Raw genomic sequence first — 21,144 nt, 5'->3', positions numbered from 1 at the left:
CCGCCGGGCTCGCGAGCCGAGCCCCTCACCGCCGTGAGTAGGTGCCTTGGGGGACGGGCTCCACTCCGTAGGTGAAGATGAACTCCTCGCCCTGCTGCATCTCCCGGGTATGCACCGTCCCATCATCGCGGCACCAGTCCATCTGGTACTCGCTCAGCGAGCGCGTCAGGTAGGGCAGGAGTGTCCGCGGATCCGTCACGAGTTCGAAGCGCTTGGTGGCCCGGGCTCGCGCGCATGGATCAGACGCCCGGTATGGCTGGAGGGGCTCGGTCACCGTGCGCACCCGCACACAGTGCTTCTCCGTGTCGTCCAGCGAGCACGCGACTCCTGTCTCGATCGTGGTGCGCTCCTCGGCTTCCATCTCCTCCCGCTCGAAGGCGTTCTGCCCCACCCACATCCGAGTCCTGGTCCGCACCGTCTCTCCCGGCACCAACATGACGTCGCGCCAGCGCCCCACGCGCTGCATCCAGCGCTCCCGGGCCACGTCCTCCCGCGCCGCATCCATCCGCTCGCGAACCTCGGCGGCCTGCTCGGCACTGAGCGGCAATGCGTTCAGCAAGCCCATGGAGTCCGAATCCTCGTGCGCCTCGTAGCTCACGAAGTCGCCCTGGGCGTCGAAGATGATCGAACTCTCGGGGTCCGCCATCGTGGAGAGCACGGACTGGGAGGTACCGGCCTCCTCTCGAACGAGCAGCCGCCGCTGTCCCTCTTCGGGTCCTGGCAACATCGACCACCAGTAGGTCCGCTGGCCCTGGGAGCCGCTGAGGAGGAGGGTGTGGGTGACCCTGGCGGAGAGTTGCTCCGGCCACGCGAACCGCAGGACGACCGCGCCTTCGGGTACCGGCTTGCGTGAAGTCGAGGAGGTGACGCAGGCGCACACCCCGGTGAGCAGGGCGGCGGACAACGATGAGCGAAGCAATGAGTTCATGACGCCCGCAGGGTAGTCCACGCGGGACGGAGCATGACGGATTCGTGGAGTCCTGCTGTCCACTGTCGACCCTGTGCGGGGGATTTCCAGTTTTCCCGCCCACCGAGCCTCGGGTCGGTCATGGCGCAACATCTGCGCATACCTTTCCCTCGTCAGACGTGTCTTATGGCTCCTTCACTGAAGCCTTATGTAACAGGAGTGCGGTGTTTCCGTGACAGCTCTTGAACGGACTGACCTGACATGCTTGAATATCCGTGAAAACAGGAGATTCATGATCATGCGTAATAGATCCGTGCGCTACACGCTGCTCTCCCTGGTCCTCGCGGGATGTTCGCTCGGGGGATGTGGGCCGGAGGGGTCGGAGGAGCCCGAGACGCTCTCGCTCGACGAGCCGACGGCTTCGGCGGAACCTCCGGCGGGCGGCGCGGAGCGCCTGGGTATCAACGTCGATAGACGGGATGCTACCCCAGCGCCGACAGCCACCGCTGCCGCAGCCAGGACCTATTATGTCTCGCCCACCGGAAAGTCGACCAATACCGGCGCTGGTTTCGACAGCGCCTGGGATTTCAAGACCGCTCTCGCCGCGGTCGTGGCGGGGGACACCATCTTGCTTCAGGGCGGGACGTACGCGATCCCCTATACCTCTGGGGAGAAGAACACGATTGGTTTCACCAAATCCGGCCAATCCGACAAACGGATAACCATTTCGTCCTACAACAACGCCAGGGCCGTATTCGACTTCTCCTTCCCCGAGCAGGCCTGGGTTCAGGACTCCTTCGGCTTCCACGTGACCGGTAGCTATTGGACCTTCAAGGGGATTGATATTACCCGGGCCGGCTACCAGGGCGCCTACGTCACTGGTTCCTACAACACTTTCGAGAATTGCCGTTTCTATGAAAACCGCAACACCGGCCTGGAGATCAACAAGGGGGGCAATCATACCACGGTGATCAACTGTGATGCCTTCCGGAACTACGACCCGAAGAAGCTCGGCAGCATGGCCGATGGCTTCGGACCCAAACAAACCATGGGTCCCGGTAACGTCTTCATCGGTTGCCGGGCCTGGGAAAACTCCGATGACGGCTACGACGCCTTCGATAGTCCCGAGACGGTTGTCTTCAAGGACTCCTGGGCCTTCCGCAATGGGGTGGACGTCTGGGGTTACGGCGGCTTCACCGGCAACGGTAACGGCTTCAAGATCGGTGGCAACTACGCGCAGGCCAATCACCAATTGACCAACTGCGTGGCTTTCGGCCATCCGAAAAAGGGTTTCGACCAGAACAACAATACCGGTGGGGTGATCATCTACAACTCGATCGCCTACAAGAACGGCACCAACTTCGGGCTCGGAAACCCGGTGAACTCGGGTCAGAAGCACATCCTGAAGAACAACATCTCGCTCGGTGCCTCGAACAGCATCGCCAATTCCACCGAGCAGAAGAACTCCTGGAACTCTGGCTTCTCGGCGTCGTCGGCCGACTTCCAAAGCCTGGACACCAACCTGGCGACCGCCGCCCGCAACCCGGACGGGAGCCTGCCAGCCACGACCCTGTTCCGCCTCAAATCGACGAGTGCCCTCGTCAACGCTGGGGTCAACGTCGGTCTGCCCTACAACGGTTCGGCGCCCGACCTGGGAGCTTTCGAGACTCCGTAGCCGCAGCGGCTCGACGCCCCTTCACGTGGAAGGTCTGCTCTCCGTCGAGGAGGGCACCTGACGGCGCTCCCAGCGATACAACGCGGCGACGAGGGCGAGCGTCGCGGCCAGGCCTCCCAGGAAGAAGGGCCGGCCGCTCACGAGGGCGGCGATCGCGCAGAAGGCCGCCATCTCGAACTTCCGGGCACGGGTCACCATCATGACCGTGCCCCGGTCGTAGCTCAGGCGGACGCTCGCCGCCTCGGGCACATGAAGCATCCGGCGGAAGAGCACGAGGTTCTGCAGGTGAACGGAAATGACCGCGAAGCGCGTCACGACCAGCGCGCCACACATGGCCTCAGACAGGTTGTCGGCCACCCCCTCCTGTAGCTCCTCCGCCACCCACTGGATGTACGCCACCACCATGGGGAACAGGACGGCGCCAAGTGCCAGCGTCAAGAGGAACCTCGGGGATACCCACTGCCCCTTCTCCACCGCCCGCACGAAGAGGGGATTGAGCTCGAGGCTGCCCCCGAAGCGCACCCGCTCCGTGAGGTCCCCACGGACACGCAACCTCGCCGTGGCGATGGTGAGCAGATAGTCAGCGCAGTGCAGCACGAGCCACAGCACGCCGATCCCGACCGGACTCCAGAGCCAATCCATGAGACCTCTCCCCTCCCGCGCATAACACGAAGCCCCCGCGCCCCGTGTCTCCGCTCACACCCCACGCTGCCTGAGTCGCTCCAGCTCGGCCTGTGACTCCGCGAGGCGGCGCTCCAACTCCTCCCGCCGCCGTGTCTCGTCCGCCAGACGCCGTGTCTCGTCCGCCAGACGCCGCTCAGCTTCCTGGCGCAGCCGCTCCGCCGCCTCCAACTGCCGGGCTTCCTCGTCGGCGCGCTGTTGCAGCCCCTCCATCATCTCCTGCATCCGGGCGATGAGCTCCTCGTACTCCAGCAACAGCGCGTGACCCGCCCAGAAGCGCAGCCGCCCCTCTTCCACCTGCAACTCCAGCCCCAATACCTCCGAGCCGTAGCGACCCTGCTCCGGTGTGATGGGGACGTACTCCCTCGCCTCGATGGACGGCAGCCGATAACCCTCCAGCCGCTGACGGGCCCGGTCGTAGATGAAGTACTCGGGGATGCCCAGCCGCGCGTAGCGCCTCACGTTGTATTCGGCGTCCTTCTTCCGGTCGCCGCCGACGTGAACCTCCAGCACCCAGTCCAGCCCCTTGCCCTCCTGGCTCACCACCCACTTGCTTCGAGGGTGTGTCTCGGCGTCCAGCACGGCCAACAGGTCCGGAGCGAAACGGCGCTCGGCGGGGTAGTACACCGGCAGCTCCGTGCCCAGGTACACCCGCCGCCGTTGCCGGGAGAAATACCCCTTGAGGGCCTGCAGCGCGCCCATCTTCGCCTGGGAGTGCAGGTCTCCCTCCGGCATCGCCATCTCGTCCCACGTCACCTCTCCGGGCAAGGCCTCCACCACCCGGACCCGCTCCTCCTCGCTCATCCTCGCCCACTCTTCCCGAGAGGGTGCCCGGGGAAAGGCATCCTCTCGTTCCTGTTCGTCCCGTGCCATGCCCGCCAGGGTGAGGCGCGCGGCGGGCCCGGTCAATCGTCCCCGCGGCGCCAGTGAGCAAGCGGTAGGCCATGTGACACAGGCACGCTCCTTCGAGTGAGCATCGCCGGGAGGCGCGACGAGCCTACTCCAGCGCACGTCTCACGTGAGAGACGGTTCGGGCTCGCGCCACCAGCTTCGCCGGGCTCGAGACCCCTGGCCGAACTCAACCGCCGAGCAACTGCACTTCATACAGAGTCGGCGTGTACCAGTTGTTCGGATTGTTCCACAGTACTGCGTTGACGAGCACGATACGGACGTACCGGGCGTTGAAGTTCACCGGGTCTGTCGTGAAGCCGTATGTTTTATTCGTCGTTCTATCGATCGTCGTCCAGGTCGTGCCGTTCGTGCTGTGTTCGATCCGATATTGGTGATAGGCTTCCGAGCCGTTGTACAAAAACCACGAGATATCGACCTCCTGGATGTTCCGGGTCGCACCGAGATCGACCTGCCACCAGGAGGGCCAGGTCACGCCGGACGCCTTCCATTCCGCCTGATAATTGCCGTCGTTCACCCGGCTCGCGGCGAAGCCAGAAGCGGAGGAGCTGGCCGTCGCCGTTTTCCCCAGGGCATGGTTGACGAGATTCGGATACGAAACAGCCCCTGTCACGGCGTCGATGTTCCACTGACTGCGCCATTCCAGGGAGGCGGTTGCGTTCGCGCCGTTCAAGGTCAGCGGGAGCCAGATGTAGCGAGAATCTCCGAGGCGGCTCGGATTCCACCGGTTTCCCATGTAGAGGTACGTCGTCGCCGACGTGCCCTGCACGGGCAGGATGAAATTGGACTGCGAGTAGAACGTCGAGCTGTTGCCCAGATTCTGCGCGGCCGACCACGGTCCGTTCATGGAGGTGGCCGTCATGTATCTGGCCTGGTTCGGATACCAGCCAGATGCACCCGAGGTGATCAGGAAATACCGTCCGCCCTGCTTGGCGATCGCCGGAGCCTCCCGATGTCCGTTCTCGGCCACCCAACCGAGGAAGGTGGAGACGTTCAAGTAGTCGTTCGTCAGTTTGAAGGACGCGAGTGAGCCGTTGGTCCCCGTTCCGGAGTTCGAGGCGGACATCAGGTAGGCGCTGCCGTCCTCGTCCTTGAACACGGTCATGTCCCTCGACTCGTAGCCGAGCGGCCGGAAGCTGCCGTGATAGGTATAGCTGCCGCAGACCGAATTGCTGGAGGCGACCGCGACCCGGCCCAGGGAATAGTCCGTGGCGTTCTCGTAATGCATCCACATGACGTATTTGCCGGTCGTCTGGTTGTAGATGACCTTGGGTCTCTCGATCTTGCTGCTCGCCAATTCGGCATGAGAACTGGGTTTCAGCGGGTAGCTGACCCATTTCCAGTTCTTCAAGTCGGGCGAGGAGTAGCACACGACGTTCCTGAACGTCGCCGAATCATGGAGCTTGTCTTCGCCGATCCAATAATACGTGGAGTCCACCTTGATGACGGAGCCCCCATGCGCCTGAATCGTTCCTCCCGTCGTATCGTACCAGACCGGCCCGTTGTTGATCGTCACGCTCGCCAGGTCGGCACGGTAGTCGTAGACGGAAGCCGCTGACACCAGCGGCAAGGAGCAAATCGCAAGCACTCGCTTCATCATCTTCACGAGCATTCCTCCAGAACATGGGTTGATACGGCGATGCAGGCCGATCATGCTCCATCAAACAAGGAGCTGTCCGAATGCTCGATGCCGGTGCCTGGTCGAAATGCTCTTTTTCGACTATCCGACAGAAGGGCAGGTGCCTCGTTCGGACCTTGGGGGATGCCTTCGCCCGTGCACTTCAGTGGCACTCCCTCAGGGACTGCCTCCCTGACGAATGGACTCGGTCAACCGGTAGACACCCGTGGTCGGGTTGCGGCCCGGTGCAGCCTGCCGTTGCGCCTCTGCGTCCAGCGCCTGCGCCCGGCGAACGGCGTTTCCATATCCAGGGTGGAGCTTTGGAAGATCAAGCCCCTTGTCGTAACCAGGTAGGTGGCGCCGCAGCACGGCTTGGGCCTTGCCACGCTCGACATGGGCACGCTGCTTCTGGAAGTGGAGCAGCGCCCAGAGTTCGAAGCAGGGATTGGAAATGGCAAGGTCGATGTCGTTCTTCAAGGCCAGTTGCTGGGCCTCGTCGAGCTTCGCATGCTCGTCCACGTCCACGACCCCCCAGACATCGTCCCAGCGAAGGTTGTCGTCGTGCTGCGACCTTGCCTCGCCCTCGGCCTTCTTCTTGAGGCGCACTGCAATCTCGACGACCTGCAAGGGCTCCCCGGTCTCGCTGGCCACCTCCACGTGGACGCCTGGGTTGCGAACCTCACGCTGGAAGTCTTTGAAATAGCCGCGCTCTGTCTTCTCCCCCTCGCAAACGATGAGGATGCGCCGTTTGGGCTCACGGGTAGGTCCGCGCCGCCGGATGGGGCGCTCATCGTGGCGTCGCCTTGAAACCATCTCTATTGCTCCTCCTCTGGATCGATGACGAGCTGGCCCAGGAATGGGATGGCGCCGTAACGGCCCTGGAGGTACCCACGCTCCAGGTTCTCCTCTTTGCGAGGCCGGAAGTCGGTGAGCGGATACAGCTGGGTGGCCCCAGTCCGGTCCTTCTCCGTGAACCATATCTGGTCTCGCCGCAGCGGCGGTTCACCAAGGACGTTGCCGAGCAGGTTCGTATCGTGCGTGGTGAAGAGGAGTTGCGCTCCCTTGGGGTTGTGCCGCGGATCTTGGAAGAGGCGCAACAGTTCAAACCCAAGAGCAGGGTGCAGGTTCGCCTCCAGCTCATCGATACAGAGGAGTCCTCCGCGCCTCAGCATCCTCACCAACCGAGTGGCAAGACCGAGCAGGGTGACTGTCCCAGCGGACTCCCACTCCAGTGGAAGCCAGACCTCGTGCCCGGCCTCTGCCTGATGGCGCAGGAGAATCTCCACTTTGCGGGGGTCGAACCTGCCCGGAAGAATCGGGCGCGGGAGCTCGACCTTCATGTCCAGGATGCCCAGGTCCGCTGAGCGCAGGAGGTGAACGATGGCTTCACGCTCGTGTTTCCGCGCCGTATTGTCCTCCTCGAACAGGGCGAGTTGCCCGGAGAAGAGGTCTCCGAGAAATGCGGCCCGTGAGGGCTCGAGCCCGAGGAGCGGGCCGCGGCGCAGCTCGAGGTGGGCTGACCGGAACCAGCCAAAGAGAGGGAGGAGCGCGGCGTGATTGTTCTGTGCGGCGGCCGAGAGGAACAGGCTGTTCACGCGAGTGAGTCCGCGAATGGTCTCGTTCTCGCCGTGCAGGTGCTTGCCAAAATCGAAGCGGTCCCCTTCGCGCTCGAACCACAGCTGCTTACGCCCATGCGGCCAGGCATGAAGCCACTCTTCCTCGATGCGCGCCGCACTCAGGACGAAGCCATAGCGAAAGCGCACTCCGCCCACGAGGAAGTCCACCTCATAGAGTGAAGGTTTCTGAGCCTTGCTCGACAGCGCGAACGATTCCTGGGGTACGCCCGCCTCCGGATCCCAGAAGCGGTGGGAGCGGAGGACGGCCTCGCGCATGAATGCAAGGGCGTTGAGCACATTGCTCTTGCCGGAGGCGTTCGCGCCGTAGAGCGCCACGGCCGGCAGCAGCGCTTCGCCGAGCTCGGGGGGACGGAGCAGCCGAGGATCCTCCGCGCCACCGAGGTTGGCGGCGACCAGGGAGAGCACCTGCTCGTCGCGCAGCGAGCGGTGGTTCTCGACGCGGAACTGGATCAGCATGGCAGCCTCCGAAGGAGCCCTCGTAGCCGTTTCGAGCGTCTATGCGCAAGATTTACGCACGAAACGCTTCGAAAAGGAGGCTCCAGACGCACAAGAGGGATGGGTGACGGGTTCCACCTCGTAGGTGAAGATGGACTTCTCACCCTGGCGCACTTCCTGGTGCGTAGGCACCCGTGGGTTTCAGGACGCACCCGTGCACGTGTCCGTGGGTTCCTCCAGCCACGCGGTGTGTCCGTGCGACCACGTCCTCGCGCTCCCTCTCGGCACTCGCCACGGCCCGCTCCTCTGGCCTCGTTCGCTCGCCTGCCCGGCACTCGACGTGCATTGCCCTTCATCCCGAGAGGGCACTCATGAGCGAGCAGAATCAGAACGAGACGCAGCAGCAGGAGCAGCGGAAGCACGGCGAGGAGAAACGGGGCGAGTTCCTCCGGAGGATGAGCTCCCTGGCCAGCGAGGCGACACGCGGGATGGTCAGCCGGGTCCGGTGGCTCATCTACGCCGAGCGCGGGCGCCGGGTGATGGCCGGGTTGGCGGTGACGGGGATGGTGGCGGGCGTGGTGGTTGCCCAACCCGTGTGCATGATCGAGCCGGGCGAGGTCGGCATCCGGGTCAACCGACTCACCGGCAAGGTCGCCGAGCTGCGTGAGGGCTGGGCCCTCCTGGTGCCACAGGTCCACCGGCTGAGCCGCTACAGCCTGAAGGACCAGACCTACCAGCCCACCCGGAGCACCCGCGCCACGGATCCGGCCCCCTTCCAGTCCGTCGAGGGCCTGTCCATCGGCGTCGAGGTCACCATCCGCTACGTGCTCGACCCGGAGCGGATTCCCGCCCTGGCCGCGCGGCTTCCCGAGGACATCGGCCGGGACATCGTCGAGCCGGTCATCGACGGCGTGCTCCGCCGCCACTTCGCCCAGCACACGGTCCGGGAGATCTTCTCGACCCACCGGGTGAAGATCCAGCAGGACCTCTCCGCCGAGCTCTTGCCCCTGTTGGCCGCCGATGGCGTCATCGTCCGCACGGTCACGCTGGGCAACGTGGACCTGCCCCAGCAGTACCGTACCGGCATGGAGGTGCTGCTCGCCGAGGAGCTGAACGCGGAGAAGATGCGCTACACGCTCGAGCTCAAGGACAAACAGGTGAAGCAGTCCGCGCTCGAGGCCGAGGCCGACAAGGTCCGGCGCGAGAAGGCCGCCGAGGCCGCTGGCAACGAGGAGATCATCGCCGCCAAGGCCAAGGCCGAGGCCATGCGCCACGTTCTTCCCTTCAAGGAGAAGGAGATCGAACAGCGGCGCCTGGAGGCCGAAGCCGCCAAGGTCTCCCGTCTCACCCAGGCCAGCGCCGAGGCCGAGGCCCACCGCATCGAGGCCGCCGGCGAGGCGGATGCCCGGCGCAAGCTCGCCGAGGCCGATGCCTACCGCGTGGATGTCACCGGCAAGGCGGCCTCCGAGCAGCTCGCTCGCGACGCCGAGCTGATCAGCCGCAACCCGCTGCTCATCCAGAAGACGCTCGCGGACAAGCTGTCCGACAAGATTCAAGTCATCATCGCTCCGCCCCAGGCGGGCGGGTTCATCGCCGGCAACCTGTTGGGACAGCCCCAGGAGGCCCGGTACGCGGGCGGCTCGTCGAAGGGCTCGTCCCTGGCGCAGGCCGCGGTCTCCGAGAACACGGACTCCGACACCACCGGCTCCGAGGAGTAGGAACATGCTCGCCACGCTCGTCGCCATCGCCCTCGTGGTGCAGGACCAGGCGCCCCTGCGCGCCGCGTCGCAGGACTCCGCTCCCCGCCAGGCCACCCTCTGGCAGGGAGAGTGGCTGGAGGTCCGAGGAGAACGGCAGGGGTTCATCCAGGTCTACGATCACCGCCGCGAGCGCCCCGGCTACGTGCGCGAGCAGCAGGTGCGCGTCGTCCACCTCGACGAGGCGAGCGTGCCCCGGCTCCAGGCGGTGGTGGAGTTCCTCGAGGACACGCCGGGCGCGGAGGCGCTGGGCATCGGCTACGCGGCGGCGCTGCTGCGCGCGGTACCGGCCTCCCAGGTGGGGCCGGAGCTGTTCGACGCACTGGGCTCCATGGCGGACCGGCTCGCCCGGCGGGCCACCTCCCACAGGAGCAATGACGCGTCCCTGGCGGCGCACCTCGACGTGGCGGCCAGCTACGGGGTGAAGCTCGTCAGCTTCGAGCGCGAGGGCCGCACCCGCGTCTGCTATGACGGGGAGGCGTTCCGCCGGGTGCTGGCGCTCGGTGGAAGCCCCGAGATGCGGCTCCGGGCGGCGCTCGCGCTGACGCGGCCCGAGTGCATCGACCCGGCGATGAACCCGCTGGAGCGGCAGGCGCTCGACGAGTGGCGGAGCACGGTGCTGGAGCAGGTGGACGCGGGTCGGCTGCCGGCGTACCTGGCCAACCGGCTCCACCTGCGCCGTGCCGAGGTCCACGCGGCCCTGTCCTACCAGCTCTCCCGCCGGGGCGAGGCGCAGCGGGGCGCGAAGGCCAGCGAGCGCGCGGTGGCGTCGCTGGCGAGCGTCCTCAAGGCGGAGCTGGCCGAGGAGGACAAGTCCGCCTACGCGGCCGCCGCGGTGCGGGTGGGTGCCTCGCGCTTCGCGTCCGAGCCCGCCTCGGAGCAGCCAGGGGCCGGGCCGGTGCTCGCGCTCTCCAAGGGGCAGCCGGGAGAGACGTGCCTGCGCCTGGCGGACGCGAAGGCTCCAGGGTCCGCCCTCTTCGAGCGCTGCACCTATGGGCTGGTGTGGCCGGGCTCGGTGCGGCGGTCCGCCCAGGGCTCGGCGGTGGCGGTGGCGGTGCAACTGCTGGAGGGGTGGACCGAGCTGTGGGTCTTCCACCAGGAGGGGGAGGGCTGGGTGCTGGACGCGCTGGCGCCCGCGGCGACCGAGCCGAGCCTGGGCTATGTGGAACTCGCGGGCTTCTCCCCGGATGGCTCGCGTGTGCTGGTGGCTCGCGAGGCCCTGGTGGAGGGCCGTATCAAGTCCTCCTTCCAGGTGCTCAAGCGCGACACCCTGCTGCCGGAGAAGAGCGCCGATAGCCCGGGGGCCCTGGGCGCCTTCCAGCGTTGGAGCTCCGCCGACTGGCGCGGCGGCACCGTGGCCATGCGGTGAGCCCGATAGAGGAGTGTCATTCCCTCGATGCGTAACCCAGCCCGCGCCTCTGCTTGAGCCGATGCCGCATGTGATCGTAGATGAGCCGCACCCGCGAGTTGGGCTGGGCGATGAACTGATCCTTGATGCCTCGGACCTGGCTCACCACCTTCCAGGCCAGACTGGAACGGATCATCGCCAGCTCGGAGCCCAGGTGCGCGCACTCCGCCTCCTTCACGGAAAGCGCGCTCGCGAGTTGTTCCACTTCTGTCCGCAGCCGGGCGGAGAGGGTGCGCTCGGCCTGGAGGCATTCCCTCAGGGTCGTCACCTCGCTGGCCTTTGCCTCGGACTCGCGCTGAAGCGCCTTCTCCCGTGCTTCGGCGTGCAGCCGCCCCACCCAGGCCTCCGTGTAGACCTGACCCTCCCGGCCATAGGCGCTCCGGGTCTGCTCCCCGAGGGAGGTCTTGCCCTCCAGGAGCCGGGTGTAGAGCGCCAGCAACTCCTCGACCCGCCGGCTGAGGGCATACTCGCGCCAGATCCGTTCCGCGAGCGCGGCGACATCGACCTGCCGTGCCTCGTCCAGCAGCAGGTGCTCCAGCTCCCGCCGTGAAGGACGCGACCGGGTAAGCCGGCCGGAGAAGTTCCGGGAGGCCAGGGCATCCAGACGCTCCGGTGTCATCAGGCCATCGCAGCCGTGCACGTCGTACAGCAGGCAGGGCTTCTGGAGGGCCGCCGCCAGCAGCGCCGTCCGTCCGATGGTGATGACCCGATCGAAGCCCCGCAGCAGCTCCGGGCTCATTTCCACGGAATTGTTCGGGTAGCCGAAGTGCGTCCACTCCAGCCCCGGGTGAGCGGCTCGGATGGCCTCGAGATCCCTCGCCAGCGTCTGATCCAGGTGGTTGCTCACCACGGCGATGCGCCGGGCCTCGCCAGGCCTGCCGGGTACCTCGGGTACCAGCCCGGTGTCGTCGAACCAATTCCGGAAGATCGTGAGCGGCACCTCCGAGCCGAATCGCGACGAGCGCAGCGCGTCCAGCACCTCCTCCGACACCGCCAACCCCTGGGCCACTCCCTCCCAGACGAGGGGGGCGGCTTCGAGCGCTGGAATGACTCCCAGAGAGGAGAACAGCACCTTCGCGCGCAGCCGGAGTGCTCCCAGGTAATAGAGGCACGGGGCGTGATGGACATGGAGGAGGTCGGGATCGAACGCCTCGATGCGCGCATCGTCCCCCGTGGTGAAGATCGGCACCCCGCGGCGGGCCAGTTCGTCGGAGATGTGTCCCGGCCGCAGGGTGAAGACGGCCACCTCATGCCCCACCCGTCGCAGCGCGGGGGCGAGCTCCGAGCAGTACAGTTCCGAGCCTCCGCGGTCGTCCAGGTGGTGATTGGTCAGGATGAGCTTCATACTTTGAACTCATACCTTGTTTTCCCGTGGCGGTGCATCTCCTGACCACCATCCGGAGCCCCAGCGGAGGGCTACGAGCTGGACAGGAGGATCAGATCCTCATCCTGCTCCAGGCGATAGAGCCCGTCGTCGCCCCGGCAGCGCTCGGCGTGCACGCGAATCCTCGCATCGAGCGCGCGCACCTCGTCCTCGCTCAGGGCGGCGAGCTGCTCCGCCGTGAAGCAGCCCTCGAGCACGAAGAAGCGACAGAGCGTGTACATCTCCTCGAAGGTCCTCGCCACGAACCCGCTCATCGTCGGGAGCACCTCGTGCGGCAGCCGCTTGTGTTGCATGGTGGTGAGCAATTGCTCGCCAAACAGCATCGTCTCCGAGAAGTCGCGACACAGCTCGTAGGTTGGGCCCCGGGCCGCGGCCATGACGATCACGCAAGCGCCTCCGGGGCGCACGAACGAGAGCAGTCTGTCGATGAACGCTCCCCATTCGGAGAGCGGCACGTGGTAGAGGACGTGCGAGCACACGACGAGTTCATATCGTTCGGGCGAGTGGTAGTGCTCCAGGGGTTCGAGAAGGATTTTCGCCTTCTCGAGCTTGAACCCGGCGATCTGGTTCGGATTGGGCTCGAGCAAGGTGAGCGAGCTGAAGTGCGGCGCGAGCCGTTCGGCCACCTTGCCCGACCCCGCGCCGACATCCAGCAGCGTGGGCTGCTTCGGCAGCCGGGGGAGGAGTCGTTCCTCGACGACCTGCTGGATGTTCTCGGGGTGTCGGGCGGAGGCCGCGAGCAAGCGGAACGCCGTGGCGTACTCCTGCGGAGACATCGTGATTCGCATGGCGGGTTCCTTCTCCTCCGGGGCCTGTCCCCAGGCGCTGGCCCGTCTCGGCCGGCTCACGTCAGCGCACAGTATAGAGGAAGCTCCTCCGTGAACCGGCTCGATCGCCGCCCCTTCGCACCGGATGCGTGCGGAGAGCTGCGCCTGATCTACCGCCTGAGATACGAACGCTCGCGCCTGCCGTTCGCGGTCAACGCCATCTATTGGATGAAGGACCGCCGAGCCGGCAACGACTGCGCGGAGATCGCGCGGCGATGGGATGCGGCCGGCCGCCTCGGTGGCAAGGCCCTGGCCGAGTACCTCGTGTCGAGCGAAGGTCCGTTGGCGCCGATCGACCTCGAGCCCGCGCGTCTGAAGTCCATCGAGGTCAATCTGCAGAGCGTGCGTTGGCCGTCGGGGGTGCGTCCCGATCGCGGCGGCGCGAGCAGGCACGCCAGGACGACGAGTCTCCGCACGAGTTCCCCCTCTTCCACATCAGGGGGGTTTATATCCAACCGTCAGATGTCGGGCCAGCGGCTCTCCCATCACCCGAGCATGCCATCGTGGGTCCTGGTGGCACGGGGGCCTGCTCCGGGGACGGTACTCGGCCGGGCGACGGGAGCTACATCGTCGGCATGAAGATCTTCAGTCCGGTGCGGCCACCGGCGCCAAGCGTGTTGCGCTCGATGAAGTCGCTCACGGACGAGCGACCGTCGCCGGTGGTTATCGCGGTGTGGCCGTAGATGCTGCCCGCGCGTGACGAGGTCTTCTCCCAGGTCAGCACGAGACCCGGAATCTTCAGCGCATCCGCGAGCGACATGTTGACCTGCTTGAACTTGTCGCGCGGCAGGTTGTTGTCGATCTGGTTGCCGTTGCCCCAGACCTTGAAGCCGAAGGCGTTCTGGATGGCCCTGCTCACGCCGGTGGCGCACAGGCCCTGGCTGTTGTACCCGCCGATGCTCATCGCGGCCGCACGGCCCGCGTCCGCGAGCTTGCGCATCGCGGCGGTCGCCTGGCCCGGACTCCCGGCACCACGGCTCTGTTCGACCTGCCCGCCGCCCCTCGAGCCGCCGCTGCGACCCGCGCCGCCAGAACCCCTCGTGCCGCTGCCGCCGTGGGCCCCGCCGGCCTTGGCGGACTCGAAGCTGTCCTTCCCGTCGTAACCAGGGATGCGCAGGGTCTTGCCCGCGTAGATGAGGTCCGGGTTGGCGATCTTGTTGACGCGCGCCAGCTCCGAGACGCTGGTCTTGTACCGGGCGGCGAGAGCCGAGAGGGTGTCGCCTTGGCGGATGCGATAGGTGGACATGTAGGTCTCCTGGGGCAATTGTCGCCGTGGCCCTCCTGGAGTTTCGTCCGAATTTCTCAGGCTCTTAAAATCCGCCTGGGCCCATGAGCGCCCCCGTGCGGTGGATGATTCGTGCGAGCGTCGTCCAACCCCGAGGGGTTTTCTCAGGCCGCCACGGCCTCGGCGATGCTGAGCGCGGCCGGCGTGTGGATGACGCGCGTGAGCCGCAGCCCCGCCTGAGCGAAGAGCTGCCTGAACTCCTCCTCCGTGCGCTCGCGCCCCGGCAGGGACATCATCATCAAGACGTCCAAAAGCTTGCCGTCATGCGGCGTGTTCCCTGGGGGAATGACGGTGTCCACGACCAGGATGCGCCCGTGTTCCGGCATGGCCTTCCGGCAATTGTGGAGGATGCGTACGCAGACCTCGTCGCTCCAGTCGTGGAGGATGCGCTTGAGGAGATACGCGTCCGCGCCCGCGGGCACCGACTCGAAGAAGTCTCCCTCCGCGAGCTCGCAGCGGCCCGCCAGGCCCGCCTGGGCGATCCGGGCCTCGGCGAGGACGTGGCGATGGTCGTAGAGCACGCCGCGCACCTGGGGAGCGGCCTTGAGCACTTCGATGATGAAGCCACCATGTCCTCCCCCCACGTCCACCACGCGTCGCATCGCCGTGAAGTCGTAGCTCCTGGCGATGGGGCCATTCTCCAGGTCGGAGAGGCAGGACATGCCGCGGTGGAAGCGGGCCCCTTCCTTGGCGTCACGCTCGAGGTAGTCGAAGAAGGGCGCGCCGAAGATGCGGTCGAAGGGGTCCTTCCCCGTGCGCACCGTCTCCGAGAGCTCCCCGGCGGGCGACCAGAAGATGCGCTGCGTGAGCATCAGCACGGCGCTGCGCAGGGAGCCCGGGGCGTTCGTGCGGAGGTGATGGGCGGCGGGCGTGAGCGAGAAGCGCCCGGAGTCGTCCTCGGAAAACACCTCCACGCTCGCCAGCAGGCGGAGGAGCCGGTACAGCGATTGGGCATCGGCCCCCAGCTCCTTCGCGAGTGATGCCGCGCTCCGAGGGCCTTGCTCCAGCAGGTCGGCCACGCCCAGTTCCGCCGCGGCACACAGCGCGGCGGAGTAGATGAAGCCAAAGCTCAGGTCGACAATTCGCTGCGAGGGATTCACCGTGGGTGGATTCATGCCTCGCATTCTTGGGAGGACTCACGAGGAGAGGTCAACAGGAGCGCATACCCGTCGTGAATGTCATGCGCTTCTGCTCGGTGCTCCAGGTGAGCGTCGAGGGGCGCCTCGACTCCGATGCTCCACCGGAGTCATGCCGACTCGGAGTCGGGCGCCGCCTCGAGGCTGACGACGTGGAGAGGGCTGGCGTTACTTCTGGCCCCCGAGCCACGTGCCCCACCGCACGAGGCGCGTGCCACCCTCGGACTCGCGCTTGCCACCGGCGGCCACGCGCTCGGTGCCGCTGGCGAGCGGCTGGAAGCGCGCCTCATAGGGCAGGCCCGCGAGCGCCGGAGCCCACGGCTCGGCCGCGTAGGTCTCCGAGGAGACGCGCGTGGTGCCCTCGACGTTCTCGGTGCGCTGCTCGGTGACGGCGGGCACGTTGCGGCCATCCGCGGTGAAGGTGCCACGGGTACCGGACGCGGCGGCGGCGGGAGGCCAGTTCCCCGAGGCCAGCGCCTCCCAGGGCAGGTTCAGCAGCAGCTCCTCGAGCGGCTCCGGCTCGGCCTGGGAGAAGTCCGAGCAGGGGGCGGCCTGGGGATCGATGGGGCCCTCGGTGCGCAGGAGGTAGCCACGCTCGGCGGCGAAGCACACGCGCTGCACGCTGGGCGAGGGGCCCACGTCCACGCTCCGCTCGTAGTACGCGCCCGGGCCCAGGGGCCGCTCCAGCGCGGGCACGGGGGCGTTGGCACCGGCCGAGCCCTCACGGAACTCGCGCAGGGTGAGCTGGAAGCCGCCCGAGGCGCCGAAGCCGGAGAGCGTGGTGTTCGCGTCGAGCAGGCCGTGGGTGAGGTAGAGCGGGCCCGGAGTGTTGGCGTACACGCGCGTGCGCAGGGGGCCGTCCACGGGGCGCTGGTCGCTGACGTAGCGCATCGCCTCCCAGGTGCGGCCCGCGCTGGAGGGCGTCTCGGCGGTGGCCTCGCCCGCGTGGGGCACGTCGAGCGGGCGCGTCGTGTCCGCGCGCACGGGGATCAAGAGCTCCTGCGCCAGCCGCGGGTGGGACAGGGGCTTGCCGGCCTCGTCGATGAAGGCCAGTCGCACCCAGACCCAGGGTTGTTGCACGGCCACCACCTCCAGCGTCAGCTGACCGCCGAGGGTGCGCGCGGTACCACCGCCGCCGCGGGGCTCGGCGCCGTGGGTCGCGGAGAAGGAGTAGGTGACACGGTCGCCCACGCGGGCGCGCTTCCAGGCTTCAGCGGCCTGCATGGCGGTGGGCTCCTGGGTCTGGGGGTTGGAAGGGGAAGGGCTGCTCGACTTCGTGGTTTCGCAGCCCGGGAGGAAGGACAGGGCCGCGCCCAGCAGTGCGGCGAGGGAGAGGTTGGAGTGGCGCATGTGCATGTGGGGCTTGATACACCGGGAGCGTGTTCACGCCCATTCCAGGGACGAGGAGTGCATCCGGCTCAACCTCGAGCCCTGACGCGTGCGCGGGGTGGTAGGGGCCCACTGTCCGAATGAAAAGCACACCGTCCGAGATTCGGACAATTCGGTGTCGTGTGCGTAACCCTTCATGCTGATAGATGTTTCAGCAGAAAACGTCAGGGCTCTTTACATGAAGTCCTGGGACAGCAGGAGCACCCGTGCTCCATGGTTAAGCGGGTATTGCTCGCCAAGTCCTTGTTTTCCGGTGTGCCCAGGTGTTGGCCCGGGGGTTGCTCATGGCAAGGGGCGCGCGGTCGCGGCTGGACCCCCCCCAGGCGACCGCGTCCAACTCAGGACAACGGGATCACGAAAATGTTCAAGAGAGCGGCAATCCTCGTGGCGAGCTGTGGCGCGGTGCTGTCTGGTTGCGGTGCCGACCTGGAGAGCGAGAACCAGGAGATCATCTCCAACCTGGTCGAGGCCGGGTTTCCCGCCGACGACATCATGGTTCACGAGGGTTCCGTGTTCGTGGGACTCGACGCTCACGTGACCCTCGAGGCGTCCCGCGAGATGCTCCAGCCGGGCAAGGAGAGCGCGGAGCAGTACCAGACGACCAACCTCGTCGGCACCAGCGTGACGAAGATCTGCGTCAACCCCACCTCCTCGTTCACCAGCTACAGCCGGCTGAGCGCCGGGCTCGATGCGGCCATCGCCAATTACAACGGCCTGGGGCTGCGCATCACCTTCGCGCGGGGACCGACCACCGGCTGCACCGCGAACATCACCGCGACGACCATGTCCGGCGCCGGCGGCTCCGCGGGCTTCCCCTCGGGCGGCAAGCCCTACGGGACCATCAACATCGGCACCGGGCTGCAGAGCTACAGCGCTGACGTGAACGAGCACGTCATCACGCACGAGCTCGGCCACGCGATCGGCTTCCGCCACTCGGACTACTACAACCGCTCCATCAGCTGCGGCGGCTCCGCCACCAACGAGGGCACCGCCGGCGTGGGTGCCATCCTCATCCCCGGGACGCCGAGCACGGCCACGGTGGGCGGTTCGATCATGAACTCCTGCTTCCGGTCGACCGAGACCGGCGAGTGGACCAGCTCCGACAAGACGGCGCTGAACTACCTCTACTGAGAGATGTCGCGACAGCCCCCTGGTTCGTTCATGACTCCGTGGGGCCCGCTCCTCGCGGGCACCGTCATCCTGGGCCTCGCGGCCTGTGGAACAGCGGTGCCCGCGGATCCTCCGGTCTGCGAGGAGCCGGAGAAGCCAGAGGTGAGCAGCCTCTGGCAGTGCGGTCCGACGCTCGATTTCACTCCCATCAACAGCTACCAGGGCGAGTTCGCCGACGTCATCCAGGACAGGGAAGACGCGGTCGTCCTGATCGACGGGCGCTGCACCGGAACGCTGATTGAAGCGAGCGCGGGACCGGTGGTGTTGACCGCGGGTCACTGTGTCGGGCTCGGAGACCGGTCGCTGCTGGTCTTCAACTTCGAGAACGACCCCGACGGCGATCCGCTGGTGGTCGAGGGCTCGGTCATCGAGCAATCGCTCGAGCCCGACTATGCGCTCATCAAGCCCGACGCGCTTCCCGCCGTCACGCCGGTCTTGCTGACGACCCGGATCAGCGAGCGGTTGGCGATCATCCAGCATCCCCGGGGCCGGCCCAAGGTCATCGCCGAAGGCAGATTCCTGGGCTCATGCAATCGGCTTGTCTACTACACGGACCTGGACACCCTGGTCGGCAGTTCCGGCGCTGGCGTGCTCAACCGTCAAGGCTACCTGGTGGGCATCCACACCGACGGCGATTGCGATGAAAAAGGCCACGGTGCGAACAGGGGCTGGACCATGGTCTCGATTGTCGAAGCCTCCCCGTACCTGCAGAGCGCCGACATCGCCGATCGTTGACCGGGGCCGGTGAGGACTCCTCACCAGACACAGAAGCAAGTCCGCGCGGTTGGACGGTGCCACCGCTCGGAAGCCGGGCCACCTGCTTGAATTGCACGTGAGTGGGAGACCGGATAAGCCCCGGGAATGAGTGAAAATGGGGCTCGGTACACGGGCGGTTGTCTCTGCGGCGCGCTGCGGTACGAAGCCGAGGGGAAGCCGTTGTTCACTGGCTTCTGCTATTGCGCCGACTGCCGGAAGGCCTCCGGTTCGGGGTTCATCGCCTTCATGGGGTTCGCGAGCACCGCGGTTCGCTTCAGCGGCGAGACACGGCAGTTCTGGTCGAAGTCATACAAAGGCACGGACTCCGTGCGCAACTTCTGTCCTGTCTGCGGTGGGCTCGTGTTCGGGGGAGAGGTCGGCAAGGACGATTCCCACACCATCTATGCGGGTTCCCTGGACGATCCGTCCTCCTTCCATCCGGAGATCGCGATCTTCACCCGCGACCGACCGGCCTGGGTCGCGCTGCCGCCGGACCTCCCGGCCTTCGACACCATGCCGGACTGAGTTGGAAGCGCGTTCGCAGCTGGGCCCGCCGGGCCATGTCACGGCCGCAGCGACTGGAGCCTCGTGCTCCGCGCCGGCGCGGCGGCAACCATGGCGTCGATCAGCGTGCGCGCCTCCCCGGGTCCATGTGCCCCAAGTGAGGCCATCAGGGGGTGGCGGCTGAGCATCCACAGCCCGAGCGTGGTGACCGGAGCCGGTAGCTTGCCGAGGATGGCCAGGTTCGAAGGTGTCACCGGATGACCGAGCGAGCGAACGAGCGCGAACCCTTCGGCCAGGCCGAGCGCGAGTTCGCGCGACTCCTTCCACGAGAGCCCAGACCCGCGCTCGTGCGCATGGTTCGCGGTGAGCATCACGGGCACCACCAGGGCCGCGTGGGTCCGCAACCAACTGTGCATGTCGGGCTGCGTGTCGGTGGGGATTCCGGCCTTCGAGAAGTGCTCGGCCCAGGCGGGGTCCGTCACGATGGTGATCTGCAGCGCGGAGAACGAGCGGGGGATGACGTGGGAGTCGAGCTTGCCCTCCTTGAGTTCGGCGAGGATGGCTGGAAAGCCAAAGACGAAGCGGTGGGCCCCCACCGCGTCTCGCAACCGGTCGAGCGGCGCGAAGGTGTTGAACATGAACATCACCTGCTTCGCGGCGCTGTGTTGCAGCGCTGGCAACACCGCGTCGACCTGTGACTCGAGGACGGTGACCAGCACCAGATCCCACGGGGTGGTGGTGTCGAGCGCGGCACTCACCTCGACCGGTGCGCGCTGCTCCTCCGTGGTGACGATGGCGCGCTCCTTCTCGAGCCACGCGAGGCGTGCGCCGCGCGCGACGACCGTCACGTCGTGACCCGCGCGAGCGAGGTGAAAAGCGAAAGTGCTTCCGATGGCACCGGGACCGACGATGGCGATTTTCATGATGGGTGAGACATTTGTACGAATGTCTTGGACGGAAGTCTAGGACAAGTGTCCAAGACGCTTGTGCCGATATCGGGTATGCTCCCACCCATGGGAAATCGTGAGGATCTGCTCGCGGGAGCCAGGCGCTGCCTGTACGAGAAGGGGTACGCGCGGACGACAGCGCGCGACATCGCCGCCGCGGCGGGAACGAGCCTGGCGGCGATCGGCTATCACTTCAAATCCACCGAGGCGCTGCTGAATGCGGCGCTCCTCCACGCGTGCGAGGAGTGGGGCGGGGAGATGCAGCGCGCGCTGGCCGCCGATGTCCAGGCCGAGGCCACGCCCCTGGAGCGGTTCGAGGCCATCTGGAAGCACGTGTTCGAGTCGTTCGCCACGCACCGGCAGATGGTGTCCGCGAACCTCGAGGTCTTCGCGAGCGCCGGGCACGTGCCGGAGGTCCGCGAGCAGCTCGCCACCGGTCTGGAGGCGGGGCGCGTCCAGATGGCCCGGATGTTCCAGGGCCTGGATGCCACCGCCGACAGGAAGGCGTGGGCGGTCGGTTCGTTCTACCAGGCCCTCCTCAGTGGGTTGCTGTTGCAGTGGCTGGTGGATCCAGCGCGTGCGCCATCGAGCAAGGACCTGGCGGACGCACTGCGGACCATCGCGGCGAGCGTCGAGCCGGCCGGTACGAAGGGCAAGGTCCGGAAGGGCGCCGCCAGGAAAGGCAAGGCGCCCCCGGCTGGTGGCAAGCGAGGCTGAGC

At 66.7% G+C, this 21,144-nt stretch carries 20 protein-coding genes; 8 read left to right on the top strand and 12 right to left on the bottom strand.

The genetic code is table 11. The features are described from left to right. Positions 1-25 precede the first annotated feature (25 nt). Positions 26-928, bottom strand: a complete 903-nt coding sequence (locus CYFUS_RS41430) for a hypothetical protein (protein ID WP_157758957.1) — start codon at positions 926-928, stop codon at positions 26-28. 271 nt (positions 929-1,199) lie between these two features. Here CYFUS_RS41430 and CYFUS_RS41425 point away from each other — a divergent pair, with 271 nt between their 5' ends. Further along, the gene (locus CYFUS_RS41425) at positions 1,200-2,582 is read left to right on the top strand and encodes a right-handed parallel beta-helix repeat-containing protein (protein WP_095990223.1); all 1,383 of its coding nucleotides are present in this window, start codon (positions 1,200-1,202) and stop codon (positions 2,580-2,582) included. A gap of 21 nt (positions 2,583-2,603) precedes the next feature. On the opposite strand, the gene CYFUS_RS41420 is transcribed toward CYFUS_RS41425, so the two are convergent. From CYFUS_RS41420 to CYFUS_RS41400, 5 genes are all read right to left on the bottom strand, one after another. Next, on the bottom strand, positions 2,604-3,224 hold the full coding sequence (locus CYFUS_RS41420; RefSeq protein ID WP_095990222.1) for a hypothetical protein: 621 nt from the start codon (positions 3,222-3,224) through the stop codon (positions 2,604-2,606). A gap of 54 nt (positions 3,225-3,278) precedes the next feature. After that, positions 3,279-4,136 (bottom strand): Uma2 family endonuclease, encoded by an 858-nt coding sequence (locus CYFUS_RS41415; RefSeq protein WP_095992538.1) that lies wholly within the window; start codon positions 4,134-4,136, stop codon positions 3,279-3,281. 205 nt (positions 4,137-4,341) lie between these two features. Further along, positions 4,342-5,772 carry a family 43 glycosylhydrolase gene (locus tag CYFUS_RS41410; protein ID WP_232537876.1) on the bottom strand — a complete coding sequence of 477 codons (1,431 nt, stop codon included), beginning with the start codon at positions 5,770-5,772 and terminating at the stop codon, positions 4,342-4,344. Positions 5,773-5,967: 195 nt separating this feature from the next. Then, the gene (locus CYFUS_RS41405; protein WP_095990220.1) at positions 5,968-6,603 is read right to left on the bottom strand and encodes an RloB family protein; all 636 of its coding nucleotides are present in this window, start codon (positions 6,601-6,603) and stop codon (positions 5,968-5,970) included. Between the two features lie 2 nt (positions 6,604-6,605). After that, complete coding sequence (locus CYFUS_RS41400) at positions 6,606-7,883, bottom strand: AAA family ATPase (protein WP_095990219.1); 1,278 nt, start codon at positions 7,881-7,883, stop codon at positions 6,606-6,608. Positions 7,884-8,233: 350 nt separating this feature from the next. Here CYFUS_RS41400 and CYFUS_RS41395 point away from each other — a divergent pair, with 350 nt between their 5' ends. Together CYFUS_RS41395 and CYFUS_RS41390 are read left to right on the top strand one after the other, a co-directional pair. Then, positions 8,234-9,580 (top strand): SPFH domain-containing protein, encoded by a 1,347-nt coding sequence (locus CYFUS_RS41395; protein ID WP_095990218.1) that lies wholly within the window; start codon positions 8,234-8,236, stop codon positions 9,578-9,580. A 4-nt stretch (positions 9,581-9,584) separates the two neighbouring features. Further along, complete coding sequence (locus CYFUS_RS41390; protein ID WP_095990217.1) at positions 9,585-10,988, top strand: hypothetical protein; 1,404 nt, start codon at positions 9,585-9,587, stop codon at positions 10,986-10,988. Between the two features lie 16 nt (positions 10,989-11,004). On the opposite strand, the gene CYFUS_RS41385 is transcribed toward CYFUS_RS41390, so the two are convergent. Next, a complete protein-coding gene (locus CYFUS_RS41385) occupies positions 11,005-12,372 on the bottom strand; it encodes a glycosyltransferase (protein WP_095990216.1) in 1,368 nt (455 codons plus the stop codon). A gap of 71 nt (positions 12,373-12,443) precedes the next feature. Next, on the bottom strand, positions 12,444-13,199 hold the full coding sequence (locus CYFUS_RS41380) for a class I SAM-dependent methyltransferase (RefSeq protein WP_095990215.1): 756 nt from the start codon (positions 13,197-13,199) through the stop codon (positions 12,444-12,446). A gap of 90 nt (positions 13,200-13,289) precedes the next feature. Here CYFUS_RS41380 and CYFUS_RS41375 point away from each other — a divergent pair, with 90 nt between their 5' ends. Further along, complete coding sequence (locus CYFUS_RS41375) at positions 13,290-13,817, top strand: hypothetical protein (protein ID WP_095990214.1); 528 nt, start codon at positions 13,290-13,292, stop codon at positions 13,815-13,817. Here CYFUS_RS41375 and CYFUS_RS41370 read toward each other — a convergent pair. The 3 genes from CYFUS_RS41370 to CYFUS_RS41360 form a co-directional block, all read right to left on the bottom strand. Next, on the bottom strand, positions 13,801-14,484 hold the full coding sequence (locus CYFUS_RS41370) for a LysM peptidoglycan-binding domain-containing protein (protein ID WP_095992537.1): 684 nt from the start codon (positions 14,482-14,484) through the stop codon (positions 13,801-13,803). The two genes, CYFUS_RS41375 and CYFUS_RS41370, sit on opposite strands and share 17 nt — an antisense overlap. 143 nt (positions 14,485-14,627) lie before the next feature. Continuing rightward, on the bottom strand, positions 14,628-15,638 hold the full coding sequence (locus CYFUS_RS41365) for a methyltransferase (protein WP_095990213.1): 1,011 nt from the start codon (positions 15,636-15,638) through the stop codon (positions 14,628-14,630). Positions 15,639-15,827: 189 nt separating this feature from the next. Next, positions 15,828-17,015 (bottom strand): DUF6068 family protein, encoded by a 1,188-nt coding sequence (locus CYFUS_RS41360; protein ID WP_095990212.1) that lies wholly within the window; start codon positions 17,013-17,015, stop codon positions 15,828-15,830. Between the two features lie 393 nt (positions 17,016-17,408). Between CYFUS_RS41360 and CYFUS_RS41355 the strand changes: the two genes are divergently transcribed. The 3 genes from CYFUS_RS41355 to CYFUS_RS41345 all read left to right on the top strand — a co-directional run bounded on the left by CYFUS_RS41355 (position 17,409) and on the right by CYFUS_RS41345 (position 19,499). Then, complete coding sequence (locus CYFUS_RS41355) at positions 17,409-18,179, top strand: zinc-dependent metalloprotease (protein ID WP_095990211.1); 771 nt, start codon at positions 17,409-17,411, stop codon at positions 18,177-18,179. Positions 18,180-18,182: 3 nt separating this feature from the next. Continuing rightward, positions 18,183-18,953, top strand: coding sequence for a trypsin-like serine peptidase (locus tag CYFUS_RS41350; RefSeq protein WP_095990210.1), 771 nt, complete (start codon positions 18,183-18,185; stop codon positions 18,951-18,953). A 126-nt stretch (positions 18,954-19,079) separates the two neighbouring features. Then, positions 19,080-19,499 (top strand): GFA family protein, encoded by a 420-nt coding sequence (locus tag CYFUS_RS41345; protein ID WP_095990209.1) that lies wholly within the window; start codon positions 19,080-19,082, stop codon positions 19,497-19,499. Between the two features lie 38 nt (positions 19,500-19,537). Here CYFUS_RS41345 and CYFUS_RS41340 read toward each other — a convergent pair whose 3' ends face one another. Next, entirely contained in the window at positions 19,538-20,401 is an 864-nt protein-coding gene (locus CYFUS_RS41340; RefSeq protein ID WP_095990208.1) for a ketopantoate reductase family protein, read from the bottom strand. A gap of 90 nt (positions 20,402-20,491) precedes the next feature. Between CYFUS_RS41340 and CYFUS_RS41335 the strand changes: the two genes are divergently transcribed. Continuing rightward, positions 20,492-21,142 (top strand): TetR/AcrR family transcriptional regulator, encoded by a 651-nt coding sequence (locus CYFUS_RS41335; protein ID WP_095992536.1) that lies wholly within the window; start codon positions 20,492-20,494, stop codon positions 21,140-21,142. The last annotated feature ends 2 nt before the right edge of the window (positions 21,143-21,144 follow it).

It is taken from the genome of Cystobacter fuscus (assembly GCF_002305875.1).
GTDB classification, from domain to species: Bacteria; Myxococcota; Myxococcia; order Myxococcales; family Myxococcaceae; genus Cystobacter; species Cystobacter fuscus_A.
This window is presented reverse-complemented; position numbering and strand designations above follow the sequence as displayed.

Bases quoted from the DNA above. Each gene is read 5' to 3' on its own strand.
- CYFUS_RS41430 (WP_157758957.1), bottom strand. From the start codon at position 928: ATGAACTCATTGCTTCGCTCATCGTTGTCCGCCGCCCTGCTCACCGGG.
- CYFUS_RS41425 (WP_095990223.1), top strand. From the start codon at position 1,200: ATGATCATGCGTAATAGATCCGTGCGCTACACGCTGCTCTCCCTGGTC.
- CYFUS_RS41420 (WP_095990222.1), bottom strand. From the start codon at position 3,224: ATGGATTGGCTCTGGAGTCCGGTCGGGATCGGCGTGCTGTGGCTCGTG.
- CYFUS_RS41415 (WP_095992538.1), bottom strand. From the start codon at position 4,136: ATGGCACGGGACGAACAGGAACGAGAGGATGCCTTTCCCCGGGCACCC.
- CYFUS_RS41410 (WP_232537876.1), bottom strand. From the start codon at position 5,772: ATGATGAAGCGAGTGCTTGCGATTTGCTCCTTGCCGCTGGTGTCAGCG.
- CYFUS_RS41405 (WP_095990220.1), bottom strand. From the start codon at position 6,603: ATGGTTTCAAGGCGACGCCACGATGAGCGCCCCATCCGGCGGCGCGGA.
- CYFUS_RS41400 (WP_095990219.1), bottom strand. From the start codon at position 7,883: ATGCTGATCCAGTTCCGCGTCGAGAACCACCGCTCGCTGCGCGACGAG.
- CYFUS_RS41395 (WP_095990218.1), top strand. From the start codon at position 8,234: ATGAGCGAGCAGAATCAGAACGAGACGCAGCAGCAGGAGCAGCGGAAG.
- CYFUS_RS41390 (WP_095990217.1), top strand. From the start codon at position 9,585: ATGCTCGCCACGCTCGTCGCCATCGCCCTCGTGGTGCAGGACCAGGCG.
- CYFUS_RS41385 (WP_095990216.1), bottom strand. From the start codon at position 12,372: ATGAAGCTCATCCTGACCAATCACCACCTGGACGACCGCGGAGGCTCG.
- CYFUS_RS41380 (WP_095990215.1), bottom strand. From the start codon at position 13,199: ATGCGAATCACGATGTCTCCGCAGGAGTACGCCACGGCGTTCCGCTTG.
- CYFUS_RS41370 (WP_095992537.1), bottom strand. From the start codon at position 14,484: ATGTCCACCTATCGCATCCGCCAAGGCGACACCCTCTCGGCTCTCGCC.
- CYFUS_RS41365 (WP_095990213.1), bottom strand. From the start codon at position 15,638: ATGAATCCACCCACGGTGAATCCCTCGCAGCGAATTGTCGACCTGAGC.
- CYFUS_RS41360 (WP_095990212.1), bottom strand. From the start codon at position 17,015: ATGCACATGCGCCACTCCAACCTCTCCCTCGCCGCACTGCTGGGCGCG.
- CYFUS_RS41355 (WP_095990211.1), top strand. From the start codon at position 17,409: ATGTTCAAGAGAGCGGCAATCCTCGTGGCGAGCTGTGGCGCGGTGCTG.
- CYFUS_RS41350 (WP_095990210.1), top strand. From the start codon at position 18,183: ATGTCGCGACAGCCCCCTGGTTCGTTCATGACTCCGTGGGGCCCGCTC.
- CYFUS_RS41345 (WP_095990209.1), top strand. From the start codon at position 19,080: ATGAGTGAAAATGGGGCTCGGTACACGGGCGGTTGTCTCTGCGGCGCG.
- CYFUS_RS41340 (WP_095990208.1), bottom strand. From the start codon at position 20,401: ATGAAAATCGCCATCGTCGGTCCCGGTGCCATCGGAAGCACTTTCGCT.
- CYFUS_RS41335 (WP_095992536.1), top strand. From the start codon at position 20,492: ATGGGAAATCGTGAGGATCTGCTCGCGGGAGCCAGGCGCTGCCTGTAC.